This window comes from Agromyces sp. NDB4Y10, assembly GCF_001620055.1.
Taxonomy (GTDB): Bacteria; Actinomycetota; Actinomycetes; order Actinomycetales; family Microbacteriaceae; genus Agromyces; species Agromyces indicus.
Map to the genome: position 1 here is coordinate 13,958 of NZ_LQGY01000001.1, position 17,833 is coordinate 31,790.

Consider the following 17,833-nt stretch of genomic DNA (forward strand, 5'->3'; position numbering starts at 1 on the left):
CTAGAGCTCGACGACGGTCATGCCGGAACCCGAGCCGCCCGCGCGTCCCATCGCCGCGAGCGCGTCGGGCACCTCGTCGAGTGCGATCGTGCGCCCGACGAGCTCGATCGGGCGGAACGCCTCCGATGCGACGGCGCCGAGCATGTCGGGGTACTCGTGCGCGGCCATCCCGTGGCTGCCGAGGATCTCGAGCTCGCCGGCGATGACGGCGTCCATCGGCATCGCCGCGGCGGCGTCGTCGGCGAGCAGGAGGCCGATCTGCACGTGCCGCCCGCGCTTGCGCAGGCTGCGCACCGAGGCGAAGGACGTCTGCGGGCTGCCGAACGCGTCGACCGAGAGGTCCACGCCGCCGCCGCTGGCCTCGCGGACGCGCTCGGCGGCACCCTCGCCGCCCCGGACCGGGATGGCGCCGAGCGCCGCGGCGGCGTCGAGCGCCGCGTCGGAGACGTCGACGCCGTAGACGCGCACGCCGGCGGCGACCGCGATCATGATCGCGGAGAGGCCGACGCCGCCGCATCCGTGCACCGCGACCTGCTCGCCGGGGTGCAGCCGGCCGCGCGCGATGATGGCGCGGTAGGCGGTGGCGAACCGGCAGCCGAGCGACGCGGCCTCGACGAAGCCGAGGGAGTCGGGCAGGCGGATGAGGTTGAGCTCGGCCTCGTCGACCACGACGTACTCGGCGAACGAACCCCAGTGCGTGAACCCGGGCTGGCGCTGGTCGTCGCAGACCTGCTCGTTGCCCGAACGGCACTCGTCGCAGCGGCCGCACGCGCAGATGAACGGCGCCGTGACGCGGTCGCCGACGTGCCATCCGCTCGCCTCGTCGATCTCGGCGCCCAGTTCGGCGATCTCGCCGGCGAACTCGTGGCCGGGCACGTGGGGCAGCGCGATGGTGTCGTCGTGGCCCATCCAGCCGTGCCAGTCGCTGCGGCACAGGCCGGTCGCGCGGACGCGGACGACGGCGCCGCGGGGCGGGCACGCGGGCGGATCGACGTCGACGAGCTCGGGCTCCTCGCCGAAGCCGCGGTACATGACGGCGCGCACAGGTCCTCCTCGGGGTGGTGGGCCGGCCGCCGCCCTCGGGCACCGTGCGCCGGGTCGCGCGCCCCCTCGGCGATGACGTGACGGATGCCGCGGCGAGGCGACCTCCGGAATCCTATCGCCGTCACGCGCGGCAACACGTCGACGCATTGTGGAACAATGCCCCCATGCGCTCCGTCCTCCTGGTGCTCGCCGCCGCCGTCTGCTTCGGCACGACGGGCACCGCGCAGGCGCTCGGCCCCGACGCCGACCCGCTCTCGCTCGGAGCGGCGCGCATCTTCATCGGCGGAGGCGCGCTCGCCGCGATCGCCCTCGCCGTGCACGTCGCCGGACGCCGGGACGACGCGACCGGGACATCCGTCGCCCCGACGTCCGGCGGCAGCGGAGCCGGCGGCCTCGGCCCCTCCGTCCCCCGGTTCGGCCCCTGGCTCGCCGTCGTGCTGGGCGCGCTCGGGGTGCTCGCCTACCAGCCGGCGTTCTTCGCCGGCACGGCCGCGAACGGCGTCGCCGTGGGCACGGTCGTCGCACTCGGCTCGGCCCCCGTCCTCACGGGCGTGCTCGACTGGGTGCTGCGCCGGCGCTTCCCGGGGCGCGCGTGGATCGTCGCGACCGCGCTCGCGACCGCCGGCGTCGCGATCCTCGCCGCGGCGACCGGCACCGGCCCCTCGGCCGTGGACCCGCTCGGCGTCGCGGCATCCGTCGGCGCCGGCGCCTCGTACGCCGTGTACACGCTCGCGGGCAAGCACCTGCTCGACCGGGGCTGGACCGCCTCGGCGAGCATGGGCGCGATGTTCGGCGTCGCCGCCGCGGTCAGCCTGCCCGTCCTGCTCGCCACGGATGCCGCGTGGATCACCACACCCGAAGGCTTCGCGATGGCCCTCTGGCTGGGGCTCGTGACGACGACCGCGGCGTACCTGCTGTTCGGCGCGGGGCTGCGCCGCCTCACGCCCGCGACGGTGTCGACGCTCACCCTCGCCGAACCGCTGACCGCGACGCTGCTCGGCGTGCTGCTGCTCCAGGAGCAGCTGTCCGGCACTGCGATCACGGGCCTCCTCGTGCTCGCGTCGGGCATCGTGCTGCTCGCGGTCGCGAGCGGTCGACGGATGCCGCAGCGGCAGCCCGTCGATGTCGGAGGTCGCGCCTAGCCTCGGAGGATGGACGTCATCCTCATCCCCGGATTCTGGCTCGACGCGAGTTCGTGGAACGAGGTGACACCCGAGCTCGAGGCCGCCGGCCACCGCGTGCATGCCGTGACCCTCCCCGGCCTCGAGTCCGCCGACGCACCGCGAGCGGGGATCGGGCTGGAGGACCACATGGCGGCGGTGGTCGGGCTGCTGGACGACATCGACGGTCCCGTCGCGATCGTCGGCCACTCCGGTGGCGGCGCGGTCGCCCAGGGCGTCGTCGACCGTCGACCCGATCGGGTCGCCCGCCTCGTGTTCGTCGATGCCGCGCCCATCGCCGACGGCGACTGCGTCAACGACGAGCTGCCCGTCGTGGGCGACGAGATCCCGCTGCCCGACTGGTCGGTGTTCGAGGCGGCCGACCTCGTCGATCTCGACGACGCGCTGCGCGACCGGTTCCGCTCGCGCGCTCTGCCGCATCCGGCCGCCGCCGCGAGCGATCCGCTCCGGCTGCACGACGAGCGTCGTCACGACGTCCCCACGACGGTGGTGTGCTGCGAGTTCCCGAGCTCCCAGGTGCACGAGTGGATCGCCGCCGGCGTGCCGTTCGTCCGCGAGCTGGCCGCCCACCGCGACGTCGACTACGTCGATCTGCCCACGGGCCACTGGCCGCAGTTCACGCGCCCCGCCGAGCTGGGGCGGGTGCTCGCCGACGCGCTCGCGTCTTGACCGCTCGAGGGCGGGCGGTCAGCGCGCCGGCTCGAGCTCTCCGATGAATGCGGCCACGGCGTCGGAGATCTCGGCCCGCGCCGTCTGGCGGTCGATCGTGGCCGTGCCGTCACCGGGCTGGGCGCCGTAATCGCCGAACGCGGCGTGGTTCGCCCCTTCGATCGTGACGCTCACCGTGTCATCCGGCAGGTTGCCCGCTCGGGACGCCACCTCTTCCGGGGTGCTCAGTCCGTCGTTCTCGGCCACGATCGAGAGCACCTCGAGGTCCGATCCGGACAGGTCGTCGACGCAGTAGCTGCCGAACAGGATGAGGCCCTCGACCGCCGGGTCGGCGTCGTCGCGCGTGCCGTCGGCCGCGAGCTGGCAGGCTCGCACCCCACCCAGCGAGTGGCCGCCGACGAACCACCGCTCGACCTCCGGTGCGTCGGCCGTGAACTCCGAGAGCGGCCGCGTGTCGAAGAACGCGAGGTTCAGCGTGGGTTCCGTGATGACCACCGTCATGCCCGTCGCCTCGACGATCCCGGCCATCTTGTAGAGGTAGGCGGAGGGCTGCACCTTCGCGCCGGGGATGAACACCAGGCCCGCGTCGATCGCGCCGGTCGTGGGCTCGATCACGATCGACCGGTCGGTGCCCGTGATCTCGACGCCGTTCGAGCGCCACGCGTCGAGGGAGGCCTCTCGGTCGCCCTCGAAGACCAGGCTGGCGTACACGAGGAAGCCGACCACGACGAGGACCACGACACCGGCGACCGCGAGGAGCACGGCACCGACGCGGCGCATCAGAGCTGGTCTCCGCTCACCTCGAACGTGTTGCAGGCGCCCACGCCCTGCTCGAACCCGGTGGCGAACCAGCGCACGCGCTGCTCGCTCGTGCCGTGCGAGAACGTGTGCGGGTCGACCTGGCCCTGCGTGGCCTCCTGGATGCGGTCGTCGCCGACCGCGGCCGCGGCGCCGATGGCCTGCTCGTACTCCTCCGGCGAGATCGGCTGCAGGAACGGCTGGCCCTCCGGGTCCTCCGTGCTCGACGCGGCCGCAGCCCACGCGCCGGCGAAGCAGTCCGCCTGCAGCTCGACGCGCACCGCGTTGGAGGCCGGCCCCGTCTGCCCGTCGCGCGTGGAGTCGAGCACGCCGGCGATGTTCTGGATGTGGTGTCCCCACTCGTGGGCCACGACGTACATCTCGGCGAGCGGACCGCCCTCGGCCCCGAACCGCGACTCGAGCTGGTCGTAGAAGCTCGTGTCGATGTAGATGGTCTGGTCGGGCGGGCAGTAGAAGGGCCCGGTGGCCGAGGACGCGTTCCCGCACCCGGTCGACACGGCCTGCTCGAACAGGATGAAGTCCTGCGGGGGCGTGTACTCCAGCCCGATCGTCGGAGCGGCATCCTGCCAGTACTCCTCGAGCGAGGCCGACGCGCCCTTCATGCGGCAGTCGATCCGCTCGTTCGCGTCAGCGCCGGTCTCGCACTGCTCGAGTGCGGCATCGGACGGCGCCGGTCCCTGCCCGCCACCGACGAGCCCCGACAGGTCGACCCCGAGGAACTGCCCCACGAGGAACAGTGCGAGGACGCCGAGTCCGCCGCCGACGGCGATGCCCGTGTTCCGTCCGCGCCGGGAGGCCCTGCCCCCGCTGATGTCGGAGTTCGGATTGAACGTCATGCGATGACGTTACTCCGCGCCGCTGCGGGCGGCATCCGCCTTCCGTCGGTCCTCGGCATCCGCTATGACGGCGCCGTCGTCCGCGGACGAGTCCTCGTCGTCGTCCTCGTCGTCATCGACCTCGTCGACCTCGTCGTTGACCTCGTCGTCGACCTCGTCGTCGTCCTCGACCTCGTCGACCTCGTCGTCCTCGTCGTCGTCCTCGTCGTCGTCGTCGTCATCGTCGTCGACGTCGACGTCATCATCGCGGTCCACCTCGTCGAGGTCGGTCCGCTCCTCGTCCTCGAGGTCGTCGTCGTCATCGTCGTCGGTCGTCCCGAGGTCGGCGTCGTCGTCGACCGCGCCGAACGCCCCACCCGTCTCGGCGAACCGATCGGTCGCGCCGATCAGCGCGGCGAGGATGCCCGGCTCGTCGAAGGCGTGGCCGGCGTCGTCGATGATGTGCAGTTCCGCCTCGGGCCAGGCTCGGTGGAGGTCCCACGCCGTCATCATGGGCGTGCACATGTCGTAGCGGCCCTGGACGATCACGGCGGGGATGTGCCGGATGCGCCCGACGTCGCGGATGAGCTGGCCGTCCTCCCACCACCCGCCGTGACGGAAGTAGTGGTTCTCGATGCGGGCGAACGCGGTCGCGTACTCGGGCGACGTGAAGCGCGCGATGGTCTCGGCCTGGGGCAGCAGCGTGATGGTCGACGACTCCCAGCGAGACCACGCGATCGCCGCGGGCTGGTGCACCGCCGGGTCCGGATGCGCCAGCAGCCGCCCGTACGCCTCGATGAGGTGCGCGCGCTCGCCGAGCGGCACGGGAGCGAGGAAGTCCTCCCAGAGGTCCGGGAACACCGCCGAGGCGCCGCCCTCGTAGAACCAGTCGAGCTCCTGGCGTCGCAGCGTGAAGATGCCGCGCAGCACGAGTTCGGTCACGCGCTCGGGGTGGGTCTCGGCGTACGCGAGGGCGAGGGCGCTGCCCCAGGATCCGCCGAACACCTGCCAGCGGTCGATGCCGAGGTGGGCGCGCAGCCGCTCCATGTCGGCGATGAGGTGCCAGGTGGTGTTCGCCGACAGGTCGGCGCCGGGCTCGGAGGCGTGCGGGATCGAGAACCCGCAGCCGCGCTGGTCGAACAGCACGATGCGGTACTTCGCCGGGTCGAACAGGCGCCGGTGCGTGGGCGTCGTGCCGCCGCCCGGTCCGCCGTGGAGGAAGACGACCGGCTTGCCCTCGCGATTGCCCGACACCTCCCAGTAGATGTGCTGGCCGTCGCCAACGTCGAGCATGCCCGTCTCGAGCGGCTCGATCTCCGGATACAGGTCCCTCATGCTTCCCCCCTGCCGGTCACGCTACCGATCGGCGGATGCCGCATCCGGGCGGCGCGCCGCGCCCCGCGTCGCACCGGCCCGACTTGGCACCCTTTCAGTATCGCCGCCTACCGTGTGGCGCATGAGACCGGTTCCCGAGCCCCCCGGCCCCGGACAGGAGTCCGTCTGGGACTATCCGCGTCCGCCCCGCGTGGAGCCCGTCGACGTGCGCGTCGCGATCGACCTCGGCGGCGAGCGCATCGTCGACACGCGCGATGTCGTCCGCGTCCTCGAGACGAGCCACCCGCCGGTGTACTACCTGCCCGTCGCGGCGTTCGCCGAGGGCGCGCTGCGGCCCGCGTCGGGCTCCTCGTTCTGCGAGTTCAAGGGCGCGGCCCGGTACTTCAGCGTCCACGGCGGGGGCCGCACGGCCGAGCGGGCCGCCTGGACGTACCCGTCGCCCTCGCCGGGGTTCGAGGCGCTCCGCGACCGGGTCGCGGTGTACGCCGGCCCGATGGACGCGTGCACGGTCGACGGCGAGCGCGTCACGCCGCAGCCCGGTTCGTTCTACGGGGGCTGGGTGACGTCGAACCTCGCCGGTCCGTTCAAGGGCGTGCCCGGCAGCATGGGCTGGTGAGGGGCGAGCGGATGCCGCGCCCCGGCGCCCGGCGTAGGCTCGGCGCATGAGTCGCACACCGGTCACGGTCACGATCACGGGCGCCGGCGGGCAGATCGGCTATGCGCTGCTGTTCCGCATCGCATCGGGCGGGATGCTCGGCGACGACACCCCGGTGCGCCTCCGCCTGCTCGAGATCCCGCAGGGGCTCCGCGCGGCCGAGGGCGCGGCCCTCGAACTGCAGGACTCGGCGTTCCCGCTCCTCGCCCACGTCGACGTGACCGACGATCCCGCCGTCGCGTTCGACGGTGCGAACGTCGCGCTGCTCGTGGGCGCCCGGCCCCGCACGGCCGGCATGGAACGCGGCGATCTCCTGCAGGCCAACGGCGGCATCTTCGGGCCGCAGGGGCGCGCGATCAACGACCACGCCGCCGACGACGTGCGCGTGGCCGTGGTCGGCAACCCGGCGAACACGAACGCGCTCATCGCGGCGTCGAACGCCCCGGACGTGCCGAGGGAGCGCTTCACCGCCCTCACCCGCCTCGACCACAACCGCGCGCTCGGCCAGTTGTCGGCGGCGCTCGGCACCCCGGTCGGCGGCATCCGCGGGGTGACGATCTGGGGCAACCACTCGGCGACCCAGTTCCCGGATGTCGCGCACGCGACGGCCGGCGGCGACCCCGTGCCTGCGCTCCTGGCGGCTCGCATGGGCGGCACGGAGGCCGCGCACGCCTGGCTCGTGGACCAGTTCATCCCGCGCGTGGCGCGCCGCGGTGCCGAGATCATCGAGGTCCGCGGCTCGTCGTCGGTGGCGTCGGCAGCGTCGGCGACGATCGACCACGTGCGCGACTGGGTGCTCGGCACAGGCGACCGCGGCTGGACGAGCGCCGCGCTGTGGTCGCACGGCGAGTACGGCGTGGCCGAGGGAGTGATCTCCTCGTTCCCGGTGACGTCGCAGGACGGGACGTGGAGCGTGGTCGAGGGACTCGCCGTCGACGCGTTCGCGCGCGAGCGCATCGACGCGTCGGTCGCGGAACTCGTCGACGAACGCGAGGCGGTCCGCTCGCTCGGGCTGATCTGATCCGACGGCGAACGGATGGCGCCGCCCGCCGCCTACGCTGGTCGCATGGCCGCACGCGAACCGATGTCCCCAGCCCGTCGACGGCAGCTCGTCGTCGGCCTCGTCGTCGGCCTGCTCGTCGGGCTCGGCATCAGCCTGTGGACCGGGTTCTGGCTCTGGCTCGCGACCGGGATCGCCGTCGGCCTCGCGGCGGGCGCGATCATGAAGCCGCCCGGCGAGGACGACGCGCCGCCGCGCCGATGACCCCGGGAAGGACGACGGGCCGGACGTGTCCGCGTCCGGCCCGCCTGCGGCATCCGCTCGCTACTTCTTGACCGCCTTCTCGGGCATGGGCAGCGTGCCCGCCTCGCGCTGGGCGGCGTAGTACGCGCGCGCCTCGTCCTGGCGCTCCTGCTCGGCGCCCGACGCGATCGCGGCGCGGAGGTGCGCCTGCTCGTAGCCGAACGCGTCGACGAGGTCGAGCGCGTAGGGGCGCAGGCGCTCGATGAGGCGGTCGATGTACGCGGTGACGGCCTGCGCGCGCTGCGACGACAGCCGGCCGTGGATCAGGTACCACGCGAGGTGCTTCTCGACGAGCCCGAGGCCGAACAGGTCGCGCAGCCACGTGATGACCTGGCGGGTGCCCTCGTCCTCGGTGCGGTGCAGGCCGCGCGTGAACGCCTCCCACTGCAGCAGCTCGGCGTGGGCGCGGGCGGCCTCGATGAGCTCGTTCTGGTTGCGGTTGAAGACCGCGGCGGCCTCGGCCTTCGAGAGCTTGCGGGCGTCGCGGAGGCGACCGGCGATCTCGGCGATCATCGCCTCGACGCGGTCGGTGAGGAGTTCGCGCTGCGTCTCCTCGTCGCGCAGGTCGACGACCGACCGGGCGGTCGAGCCGAAGTCGGCGACCGTCTGGGCCAGGCGCCGCAGGCCCACGCCGTGCATGGCGCGGTCGGCCGCCTGGGCGGCGACGTACCGGGCCATGACGCCGACGCCCGCCTTGCGGAACTGCGCCGAGTAGTCGGTCAGCAGGCGCTTGGCGACGAGCTGCAGCAGCACGTTGTTGTCGCCCTCGAACGTGACGTAGATGTCGAGGTCCTGCCGGAGCCCGACGAGGCGGTTCTCGGCGAGGAAGCCGGCGCCGCCGCAGGCCTCGCGGGCCTCCTGCAGCGTCTCGAGCGCGTGCCAGGTCGACAGCGGCTTCAGCGCCGCGGCCATCGTCTCGAGGTCCTGTCGGTCGTCGTCGGTGTCGGCCGCGCCCGAGAACACCGCGTCGAACTTCACGAGGAACTCGTCGTGCGCGAAGAACTGCGCGTACGTCGTGGCGAGCTTGGGCAGGAGCCGGCGCTGGTGGCGCTGGTAGTCGAGCAGCACCTCCTCGTCGGTGTCGCTGCCGGCGTTGAACTGGCGTCGCTGGGTGCCGTAGGTGATCGCGATGTCGAGGGCCATGGCGGATGCCGCGGTGGCGGCGCCGTCGAGCGAGACCCGACCCTGCACGAGCGTGCCGAGCATCGTGAAGAACCGGCGGCCCGGGCTCGCGATCGGGCTCGAGTAGGTGCCGTCGGGGGCGACGTCGCCGTAGCGGTTCAGCAGGTTCTCGCGCGGGACGCGGACGTTCGTGAAGTGGAGGCGGCCGTTGTCGATGCCGTTGAGGCCGCCCTTCAGCCCGTCGTCCTCGCCGCCGATGCCGGGCAGGAACTCGCCCTGCTCGTCGCGCAGCGGCACGTAGAACGCGTGGACCCCGTGGTTCACGCCCTTGGTGATGAGCTGCGCGAAGACGACGGCGGCGATGCCGTGCAGCGCCGCGTTGCCGAGGTAGTCCTTCCACGCGCCGCGGAAGGGCGTGTGGAGGACGAACTCCTGCGTGTCGGGGTCGTAGGTGGCGGTGGTGCCGATGGAGGCCACGTCGGAGCCGTGACCGGTCTCGGTCATGGCGAAGGCGCCCGGCACGTCGAGCGACATGATGCCGGGGAGGTACTTCTCGTGGTGCGGCGTCGTGCCGAGGTGCAGCACGGCGGCCCCGAACAGGCCCCACTGCACGCCCGACTTGATCTGCAGGCTCGGGTCGGCGAGCACGAGCTCCTCGAAGGCGGCGATGTTGCCGCCGTGGTCGTCCTCGCCGCCGAGCTCCTTCGGGAACGCCTTCGCGATGGCGCCGGAGTCGACGAGGAGCTTCAGCTGGCCGAGGACGCGCTCGCGGTGCTCGGCCATCGGCTGGCCCTCGATGCGCTGGTACTCGGGCCGGGCGGCGCGCGCGCGGGCCTCAAGCCGGATGTCGGCCCAGGTGCCGAGCAGCTGCCGGCCGAGCGCGGCGACGTCGACGACCGGCGCCGCCTGGCCGTCGATCGGGGTGTGCGCGGGAGCGGCCTCGGCCGCGCGCTCCGGGTTGGTCGGGCGCTCGACCTTGGGCGCGGGGGTGGTGTCGGATCGTGATGCCGTGTCGACCATCGTCGGTACGTCCTTCGTCGCGGATACGGGGCTTCCCTCCCACGGTATGGCGCGCGATCCGGGCGCCGAAAAAGTGCGTCAGGGCCCTACAAACCGCGCGGGCCGCCCTCGGATCACCCCTGTGGAACCATACAATCAGAGCGGGTTCGCGCCTTGGGACATCCACAACGCCGTTGGGCGTCAGTCACGGAAGAACGCGCTGGCCTTCGGCGTCCAGAGCAGGATCAGGACCAGCGCGGAGACCGCCAGTCCGAGCCACTCCCCGACCGGGATGCCGAGGTAGGCGACGGCCATGAACAACGACCCGATGAGCGAGAGCACCTGCAGCACGGTGACGATCATCCGCGCGACGCTGCTGCCGCGCAGGAGCCCGCCCGCGAGCCCCGCGGTGATCAGGCCGACGATGATGGACCCGATCGCCGCCGCGATGAGGCCGCCGGACCCGCCGAAACCCGCGACGACCTCCTCGTTGGGCAGGAGGAAGAACAGGATGACCCCGGAGACGAGGTCGATGAGTCCGGCGATGAAGGCGAGGACGCCGATGATGGTGATCGTGACCGGTCGATTGCCCTGGATCGTCGACATGGCGTCCCCCTTCGCCCGACGGTGCGTCCGTCTGGGGGGACGCTAGCAACTCCCCCGTGCGGCGACGGGCCGAAGGTCCCGTCAGCGCACGTGCTCGGCGACGACGCGCACGAGCGCCTCGCCGTAGGCCTCGCGCTTCTTCGCCCCGATCCCCGGGATGCCGTCGAGGTCGGCGAGGGCTCCCGGGCGCGAGACCGCGACGGCGCGCAGGGTCGCGTCACCGAACACGATGTACGCGGGAACGCCCTGCTCGCGGGCCTCGCCGGCGCGCCACGCGCGGAGCGCCTCGAACAGCTCGGCCGCCGCCGGTTCGAGGTCGGCCGCCGCCGGGGTCGCCGCGCGCGCGGACCGCGAGGCGCGGACCGGGCGCTCGGGTTCGGTGCGGAACGCGACCGAGCGGTCGCCCGCGAGCACCGCCGCCGAGGCATCCGTCAGCGTCAGCACGCCGTACTCGCCCACCGACTGCAGCAGCCCCTGGGCGAGCAGTTGACGGATGACGCCCCGCCACCGCTGCTCGGAGAGGTCGTCGCCGATGCCCCACGTCGCGAGCCGGTCGTGCCCGTACTGCTCGACGCGCGGCGTGCGCTTGCCGCGGAGGATATCGACCAGGTGCCCGGCACCGAAGCGCTGGCCGCGCTCGCGCTGGAGCCGCACGATCGTCGACATGAGCTTCTGGGACGCCACGGTGCCGTCCCACGATTCCGGCGGTTCGAGGCACGTATCGCAGTTGCCGCACCGGCCGCTGGACTCGCCGAAGTAGGCCAGCAGGTTCTGTCGCCGGCACTGCACGGTCTCGCAGAGCGCGAGCATCGCGTCGAGGTGCGCGGCGAGCCGGCGCCGGTGGGCGAGATCGCCGGGGCTCTCGTCGATCATGCGGCGCTGCTGCACCACGTCCTGCAGGCCGTACGCCAGCCACGCGGTGGCGGGGAGGCCGTCGCGTCCCGCGCGACCCGTCTCTTGGTAGTAGCCCTCGACCGACTTCGGCAGGTCGACGTGCGCGACGAACCGCACGTCGGGCTTGTCGATGCCCATCCCGAAGGCGATCGTGGCCACGACGACCACGCCGTCCTCGCGGAGGAAGCGCTCCTGCGTGCGCCGGCGCAGCCCCGCGTCGAGGCCAGCGTGGTACGGCATCGCGTCGATGCCGTTCGCCGCGAGGAAGGACGCGAACTTCTCGGTGCTCGCGCGGGAGAGCGCGTAGACGATGCCAGGGACGGGCCGGCCGTCGGCGTCGCGTCCCTCGGTGCGCACGAAGTCGAGCAGCTGGCGCCGCACGTCGATCTTCGGCGCGATGCGGTACTGGATGTTCGGCCGGTCGAAGCTCGAGACGAAGTGACGCGCCCGGCCCAGCGAGAGCCGGTCGGTGATCTCGCGATGCGTGGCCTCGGTCGCCGTGGCGGTCAGCGCGATGCGCGGCACGTCGGGCCAGCGCTCGGCGAGCTCGGCGAGCGCGAGGTAGTCGGGCCGGAAGTCGTGGCCCCACTGCGCGACGCAGTGCGCCTCGTCGATCGCGAAGAGCGCGATGGTGCCCCGTTCGAGGAACCGCTTGGTCTGCTCGGACCCGAGCCGCTCGGGTGCGACGTAGAGCAGGTCGAGCTCGCCGGCGAGGTACGCCCGCTCGACCTGCGCGCGCTCGGCGGGCGACTGCGACGAGTTGAGGTAGCCGGCACGGACCCCGTTGCGCACGAGCGCGTCGACCTGGTCGTGCATGAGCGCGATGAGCGGCGAGACGACCACGCCCGTGCCCTCGCGCAGCAGCGCGGGGACCTGGTAGCAGAGGCTCTTGCCGCCGCCCGTGGGCATGAGCACGACCGCATCGCCGCCGGCCGCGACGTGCTCGATGATCGCCGCCTGCTCGCCGCGGAACCCGTCGTAGCCGTAGACGGTGCGCAGCGCCTCGTGCGCCGAGTCGAACCGAGCGGGCGCCGCGGCCGGCGCAGTCGCGGCGGCCGCGCCCGCGCCCGGCGGACCGGGCTCGGCCGGGGGCGGCGGAGCCCACTCGTCGTCGGGCGGGACCAGCTCGTCGGGATCCCACGGCGGGTCCTCCCACGAGGGGGCGAACGCCGCAGCGGGCTCGTCGTTCCAGGTCACCCGTCGACCCTACCCGTCGCCTCGGACGGCCGTGCGAGCATCCGCGGGGCCGGGCCGGGCCGTACGACGGGCCGGATGTGGAGGAACGGTGGGGAGCCGGTGCGAGAGTGCTGGGAACGCCCGCGGTGCGGCATCCGCTCGACCTACGCTCGCTGCATGACCCGGATCGACGGCAGCCGCGCACTCGTCATCGGCGCGACCGGCGTGCTCGGCACGCTGATCGCGGAACGGCTCTCGGAGGGCGGTGCCTCGCTCGCGCTCAGCGGACGGGACGCCGCCCGGCTCGGCGAACGAGCCACGCGAGGCGCCGCCATCGCGGTCGACCTCACCGACGAGACCGCGCCGGAGACCATCGTGGGCCGAGCCACCGAGGCGCTCGGCGGGCTCGACGTGATCGTGCTCGCGGCCGGCGTCGTCGGGTTCGACACCGTCGCCGAGACGGCGGAGCAGGACCTCGAGACGCTCTTCACGGTCAACGCGCTCGCGCCCATGCGCATCGTCTCCGCGGCGCTCCCCGCCCTCCGCGAGTCCGCCGAGGCCGGACGCGAGCCGGTCGTGCTCGCCCTCACCGGCATCGTCGCCGAACTGCCGACCGCCGGCCTGGGGAGCTACTCGGCGTCGAAGGCGGCACTCGCGGCCTACCTCACCGCGGCGGGCCGCGAACTGCGCCGCAGCGGCATCCGCCTGCTCGATGCCCGGCCCGGCCACACCGAGACCGGGCTCGCCGGCCGGCCGCTGTTCGGCACCGCGCCCAAGTTCCCCGCGGGCCACGACCCCGCGGCCGTCGCCGACCGGCTGGTGCGCGCCATCGCCGAGGGCGAGACCGCGCTGCCACCGAGCGCGTTCACCGGGACCTGATCCCGCCGAACGCGCCCGGCGACGGATCAGCGGTCGTCCGACGCGTCGCCCGCGCGCGGTCCCGCGTCGGCGTCGGTGGCGGGCGCGTCCGCGGGATGCGCCGGCGCGGGGCGCCGACGCGTCAGCAGGAACGCCGCGACGCCCGCCCCGAGGACGGCGACGACGGCCGCCGCGATCCACACGACGTCGCCGCCGACGGATGCCGCGGCATCCGTCGACTCGTCGCCCGCATCGGCGTCGGCGCCGGGTTCCTCGGCGGCCGCCGCACCGCAGACCGGCTCGGCCGCGCCCTCGGCGACGGCGGCGCCGTCGGCCGGCTGCCACGTGAACGTGTGATCGCCCGTGATCGGGTGACCGTCGGCGGAGACGACCCGGTACGCGACCGTGTACTCGCCCGCCGGCCCGAGCTCGGCGGCGACGCTCGCGATCGGCCCATCGACGACCGGGCAGGCGGTGGCGTAGTGGCGCCCGTCGGGGCCCACGACGTCCATGGCCGTCGCGCCGTCGAGGTCGAGCAGCACGTCGTTCGTCTCGATCCAGACCTCGCCGGGCTGGTCGGCGACGGTGGACTCCGCCGCCGGCCCCTCGTCGATCACCGTGTTGTGCGCGAACGCGGGCGCGGCGGGGCCCGCCACCGCCAGGAGGGCCAGCGCGAGGGCGGACGCTGCTCCGGCGGCCGCGCGTCGGACGGTGGCGGGGGCCACGTCAGGCCTTCCGGGCGCGTCGGGCGGCGAGCGCGATCACGACGCCGACGACGCCGACCGCGAGGCCCGCGATGCCGACCACCCGGGCGAGCACGTCGACCGAGGCATCCGCGGCGGCGGCGGACGTCGCCGACGCGGTCTCGGCCGAGTCGTCGTGACCGTCGTCGTCGCCGTGGCCGTGGCCGTCCGCCGCGGCCTCGCCGACCACGATCGCCGGGGCGGGGTGATCCGGTTCCGCGCCGTCGGCACCGGGCGACTCGTTCCAGTTCGTCTCGCCCTCGACGCACGACTGGAGGACCGGGAACTCGAGCCGCTCGCCCGCGACCTCCTCGGGCAGGAACACCTGCACCTTGAACGAGTCGCGGTAGCCGTCGGGGATCGGCGTCGAAGCGGTGTAGACGACCTGGGCGACGCGCTCGGTCACCTGGGTGCCGTGCGCACCCTCGGCGGGCTCGTCGAGCTGCTCCATGACCTTCTCGATGGTCCAGCCCTCCTTGAGGTTGGGCGTGACCGAGAGGATCTGCTCGGGGATGTCGACGGTGAAGGACGTGGTGGGCGATTCGTCGCAGCCGTGGCCCGAGGCGAACTCGAGCACGGTGTACGAGGCGGCGGCCGCCTCGCCGGGCGTGACGACGACGTGCGCGTGCGCGGCGACGGGCGCGGCGAGCGCGAGCAAGGCGCCGGCGCCGAGGGCGCTCGCAGCGAGGGTGGCGGAACGGGTGATGGGTCGCATGGGTCTTCTCTCGTGTGGGTGCGAGCGCGCGGCCGGTGGACGGCTGGATGTCACGTGCGCCCGCGGTACTCCGGGGTGTCGGGGTCGTGCGCCGCTCAGGCGGCGAGCCACGACGCCGGCGGACCGCGGTGCCGCAACGACGAGAGGAGGACGAGCGCGAGCGCGGGCAGCCCATGCGTGCGCGCCGCGGGGACCACGTGGCGCACGCTGGTCGCGACGGGCACGCCGGCGAGCACCGAGACGAGCAGGCGGATGCCGCGCACGGCGGTGCCGAACGCGACGGAGACTGCGCGGGCCGCGCGGCCGAGCAGGGCGAGCGCGACGACGGTCGCCCCTGCGGCGGCGACGTGAGCGAGCGGCATGCCGAGCGCGTGTCCGTGGTCGACGACGACCGCGAGACCGCCCGCGTCGATGCGGAGCGGGACGCCCGACCCGTGCGCGTGGGCGACGACGGATGCCGCACCGCGGGCCGGGGTGCCGATCGAGTACAGCAGGTGCAGGGCGGCCTGGGCCACGAGGGCCGCAGCCGCGGCGCGCGGCAGCGACATCCGCTCGCCCGCGATCACCATGGCCAGCGGTGCCGAGAAGGCCATCGCCAGCGACAGCGCGAGGACGCCCGGTGGCGTGCCGCCGCCGATCGTGTGCGCCAGGGACGCGATGAGTGTCGCGAACGCGGCGACCGCCGCTCCGCGGATCGCGCGCGCACCCCGAGGACTCACCCCATCAGCCTAACCGCCGCGTCGGGACGGCCGGACCGCCGCGGGCAGCAGCGCGAAGGGCCGGGCACCCACGTGCCCGGCCCTCCGTCGTCAGGGTGTCAGCTGATCGGCAGGACGAAGGAGCTCGTCGTGCCGGTCGGCGTCGTGATCGTGAACCGCGTCTGCGACGTCGCGCCCGCCGGGACCGGGAAGGTCACCGTGGCGCGGCCGATCTCGTCGAACGTCGACGGAACGGGGAACGCCGGATCGACGACCTCAGTGGCGAGCGTTTCGCCGTCGAGCGAGACCGTCACGGTGCCCGCCTTGGGCTCGGTCGTGCTGAAGTCCAGTGACGAGAGCGCCACCGTCGCCACGCCGTCCGACACGCTCACCACATCGACGCCCACGGCCCGCTGGGTGTAGTCGGGCGTTGCGGCCCCGAACTGCTCGAAGTAGTCGACCATCGCCTCGAGGTCGATCTTGCCGCTGTCGGCCTTCGTCGCCGCCACCTCGGGGAGCGCGAACGTCGTGAAGTTGTCGCCGCCGCCGCCGAGGAAGGAGTTCGCGCCGACCGTGTACGTCGCCGCGAGGTCGAGCGGCTCGGTCCCGAGGAAGATCTCGGTGATGTGCGAGCCGCGCGCCGCCGTCGGGTCGTACGTGTACGACAACGCCTCGTTGACGCCGAGCTTCAGGAACGGCCGGCTCGCGCCGTCCGGCTGCCACTGCTCCTCGAGCACGGCCTTGACCTGGGCGCCGGTCATCTGGACCGTGACGAGCGTGTTCGCGAACGACTGGACGTCGGCGGCTTCGCGGTAGGTCGTGTCGCCCGCGTTGATGTCGGCGCGCAGACCGCCGGGGTTCATGAACGTGATGTCCACGCTCCGGGTGCCATCGGCGTTCAGCGCCCAGAGCTGCACATCGGCCACGAAGTTGCCGAGCGTGGATTCGCCGCCGCGGTTCTCGACGAGTGCGGGCTGGCCGTTCACGGTGCCGGGCTGCCTGGCGCGGTTGAACGCCGACTCCGCCTGGCCGATGACCACGTTGCCGAGCTCGTTCGCGACCTCGGTCGCCGCCGTCACGATCGGGACGATCTGCGGGTCGGGCTCGGTGAACCAGGCGGTCACGTTGCCGCGCGCGTCGAAGGCCGTCGCCATCGTGTAGATGGTGTTCTCCATCTTCGTGATCGACTTCGTCCCGCGGTCGTACGTGATCTCCATGTTGCTGAAGCGCTCACCGTACTGGCCGCTCGAGATGACCGGACGACCGTCGATGACGTGGTTGTACGGCAGGTGCGTGTGGCCCGAGACGATCGCGTCGATGTTGTCGTTCGCGTTCAGGACGATCTCACCGAACCGGGTGTTCGGGTCCGTGGCGGACTCGATCGACGTGGTGGCCGCGCCCTCATGCACGAGGAAGACCACGATGTCGGCTTCGCCGTTGTTCTTCTTGCCGTCCGAGAGTTGATCGGCCACGCGGTTGGCGGCTTCGACGGGGTCGCCGACGGTGATGTCCTCGATTCCCGTCGGGCTCACGAGTGACGGAAGCTCGTCGGTGACGGCGCCGACGAAGCCGACGCTCACGCCCTGGAACTTCTCGATCCAGTACTCCGGCAACGCCGGCTCGCCGGTCTCCGCATCGTAGACATTCGCCCCGAGGTACTCCCAGAGCGCGAGCGGCATGACCCGGTCGGTGAGGTCGGCGAAGCCCTTGTCGAACTCGTGATTGCCGACCGCGCTGACATCGAGACCGGCCGCATTGAGCGCCTCGATGGTCGGCTCGTCGTTCTGGATGAACGACGTGAAGGTCGAGGCGCCGATCATGTCGCCGGCAGCGGCGAAGATCGTGTTCGGATTCTCGTCGCGGATCTGCTGGACCGCGGTGGACAGCCGTGCAATGCCGGCCGCCGTGCCGGCCTGCTCGATGCGACCGTGGAAGTCGTTCACGGTGACCAGGTTGATGTCGACCGACCGCGCCTCCTTCCCCTTCGGGGCCGGGGCTGCCTGAGCCGATGCGACGCCGCCGAGCGCGAGCGCTGCGGCGGTCGCACTCGCGACGACGCCTGCCGCGAGGCGGCCGCGGGACCTGGTCGTGGCGCGGTTCGTGCCCGCGCCGGGGGAACGTTGCTGCATTGCGTGGTCTCCTCTGCAAGGGGATGCCGGGAGCATGGTCGACCCCCGGCGTCGCACGCGCCTCCCGACGGA

General features: G+C 73.1%; 16 protein-coding genes and 1 pseudogene. 6 read left to right on the top strand and 11 right to left on the bottom strand.

All coding sequences use genetic code 11. The features are described 5' to 3' along the window. Complete coding sequence (locus AVP42_RS00105; protein WP_067944905.1) at positions 1–1,044, bottom strand: alcohol dehydrogenase catalytic domain-containing protein; 1,044 nt, start codon at positions 1,042–1,044, stop codon at positions 1–3. A 164-nt stretch (positions 1,045–1,208) separates the two neighbouring features. Between AVP42_RS00105 and AVP42_RS00110 the strand changes: the two genes are divergently transcribed. Then, entirely contained in the window at positions 1,209–2,186 is a 978-nt protein-coding gene (locus tag AVP42_RS00110; protein WP_067944907.1) for a DMT family transporter, read from the top strand. A gap of 9 nt (positions 2,187–2,195) precedes the next feature. Then, positions 2,196–2,894, top strand: coding sequence for an alpha/beta fold hydrolase (locus AVP42_RS00115; protein WP_067944909.1), 699 nt, complete (start codon positions 2,196–2,198; stop codon positions 2,892–2,894). Between the two features lie 18 nt (positions 2,895–2,912). Here AVP42_RS00115 and AVP42_RS00120 read toward each other — a convergent pair whose 3' ends face one another. From AVP42_RS00120 to pip, 3 genes and pseudogenes are all read right to left on the bottom strand, one after another. After that, on the bottom strand, positions 2,913–3,674 hold the full coding sequence (locus AVP42_RS00120) for an alpha/beta hydrolase (RefSeq protein ID WP_067944911.1): 762 nt from the start codon (positions 3,672–3,674) through the stop codon (positions 2,913–2,915). Next, positions 3,674–4,549, bottom strand: coding sequence for a neutral zinc metallopeptidase (locus AVP42_RS00125; RefSeq protein WP_067944913.1), 876 nt, complete (start codon positions 4,547–4,549; stop codon positions 3,674–3,676). Before AVP42_RS00125 ends, AVP42_RS00120 begins: the two co-directional genes overlap by 1 nt. Before the next feature lie 360 nt (positions 4,550–4,909). Continuing rightward, positions 4,910–5,863, bottom strand: a pseudogene (gene pip / locus AVP42_RS00130) (prolyl aminopeptidase); the annotation flags it as partial. 121 nt (positions 5,864–5,984) lie between these two features. Here pip and AVP42_RS00135 point away from each other — a divergent pair. The 3 genes from AVP42_RS00135 to AVP42_RS00145 are packed head-to-tail and all read left to right on the top strand — an operon-like array spanning position 5,985 to position 7,782. Then, entirely contained in the window at positions 5,985–6,479 is a 495-nt protein-coding gene (locus AVP42_RS00135; protein WP_067944915.1) for a DUF427 domain-containing protein, read from the top strand. Positions 6,480–6,525: 46 nt separating this feature from the next. Further along, positions 6,526–7,539 carry a malate dehydrogenase gene (locus AVP42_RS00140; RefSeq protein WP_067944917.1) on the top strand — a complete coding sequence of 338 codons (1,014 nt, stop codon included), beginning with the start codon at positions 6,526–6,528 and terminating at the stop codon, positions 7,537–7,539. A gap of 45 nt (positions 7,540–7,584) precedes the next feature. Beyond that, positions 7,585–7,782, top strand: a complete 198-nt coding sequence (locus AVP42_RS00145) for an HPP family protein (protein ID WP_231878482.1) — start codon at positions 7,585–7,587, stop codon at positions 7,780–7,782. A gap of 60 nt (positions 7,783–7,842) precedes the next feature. Here AVP42_RS00145 and AVP42_RS00150 read toward each other — a convergent pair whose 3' ends face one another. The 3 genes from AVP42_RS00150 to recQ all read right to left on the bottom strand — a co-directional run bounded on the left by AVP42_RS00150 (position 7,843) and on the right by recQ (position 12,639). Next, positions 7,843–9,963: an acyl-CoA dehydrogenase gene (locus AVP42_RS00150; protein WP_067944921.1), complete on the bottom strand. Its 2,121-nt coding sequence runs from the start codon at positions 9,961–9,963 to the stop codon at positions 7,843–7,845. Positions 9,964–10,143: 180 nt separating this feature from the next. Continuing rightward, complete coding sequence (locus AVP42_RS00155) at positions 10,144–10,548, bottom strand: hypothetical protein (protein WP_067944922.1); 405 nt, start codon at positions 10,546–10,548, stop codon at positions 10,144–10,146. Positions 10,549–10,629: 81 nt separating this feature from the next. Continuing rightward, a complete protein-coding gene (recQ, locus tag AVP42_RS00160; protein ID WP_067944923.1) occupies positions 10,630–12,639 on the bottom strand; it encodes a DNA helicase RecQ in 2,010 nt (669 codons plus the stop codon). A 156-nt stretch (positions 12,640–12,795) separates the two neighbouring features. On the opposite strand from recQ, the gene AVP42_RS00165 reads away from it, so the two are divergent. After that, on the top strand, positions 12,796–13,497 hold the full coding sequence (locus AVP42_RS00165) for an SDR family oxidoreductase (RefSeq protein WP_067944924.1): 702 nt from the start codon (positions 12,796–12,798) through the stop codon (positions 13,495–13,497). A gap of 26 nt (positions 13,498–13,523) precedes the next feature. Here the strand turns inward: AVP42_RS00165 and AVP42_RS00170 are convergent, their stop codons facing one another. The 4 genes from AVP42_RS00170 to AVP42_RS00185 all read right to left on the bottom strand — a co-directional run bounded on the left by AVP42_RS00170 (position 13,524) and on the right by AVP42_RS00185 (position 17,761). Continuing rightward, positions 13,524–14,201: a copper resistance CopC family protein gene (locus AVP42_RS00170; protein WP_067944925.1), complete on the bottom strand. Its 678-nt coding sequence runs from the start codon at positions 14,199–14,201 to the stop codon at positions 13,524–13,526. Position 14,202: 1 nt separating this feature from the next. Beyond that, positions 14,203–14,934, bottom strand: coding sequence for a YcnI family protein (locus AVP42_RS00175; RefSeq protein WP_067944927.1), 732 nt, complete (start codon positions 14,932–14,934; stop codon positions 14,203–14,205). Positions 14,935–15,029: 95 nt separating this feature from the next. After that, on the bottom strand, positions 15,030–15,653 hold the full coding sequence (locus AVP42_RS00180; RefSeq protein WP_067944929.1) for a hypothetical protein: 624 nt from the start codon (positions 15,651–15,653) through the stop codon (positions 15,030–15,032). A gap of 98 nt (positions 15,654–15,751) precedes the next feature. Then, a complete protein-coding gene (locus AVP42_RS00185) occupies positions 15,752–17,761 on the bottom strand; it encodes a bifunctional UDP-sugar hydrolase/5'-nucleotidase (RefSeq protein ID WP_067944931.1) in 2,010 nt (669 codons plus the stop codon). Positions 17,762–17,833: the final 72 nt, after the last annotated feature.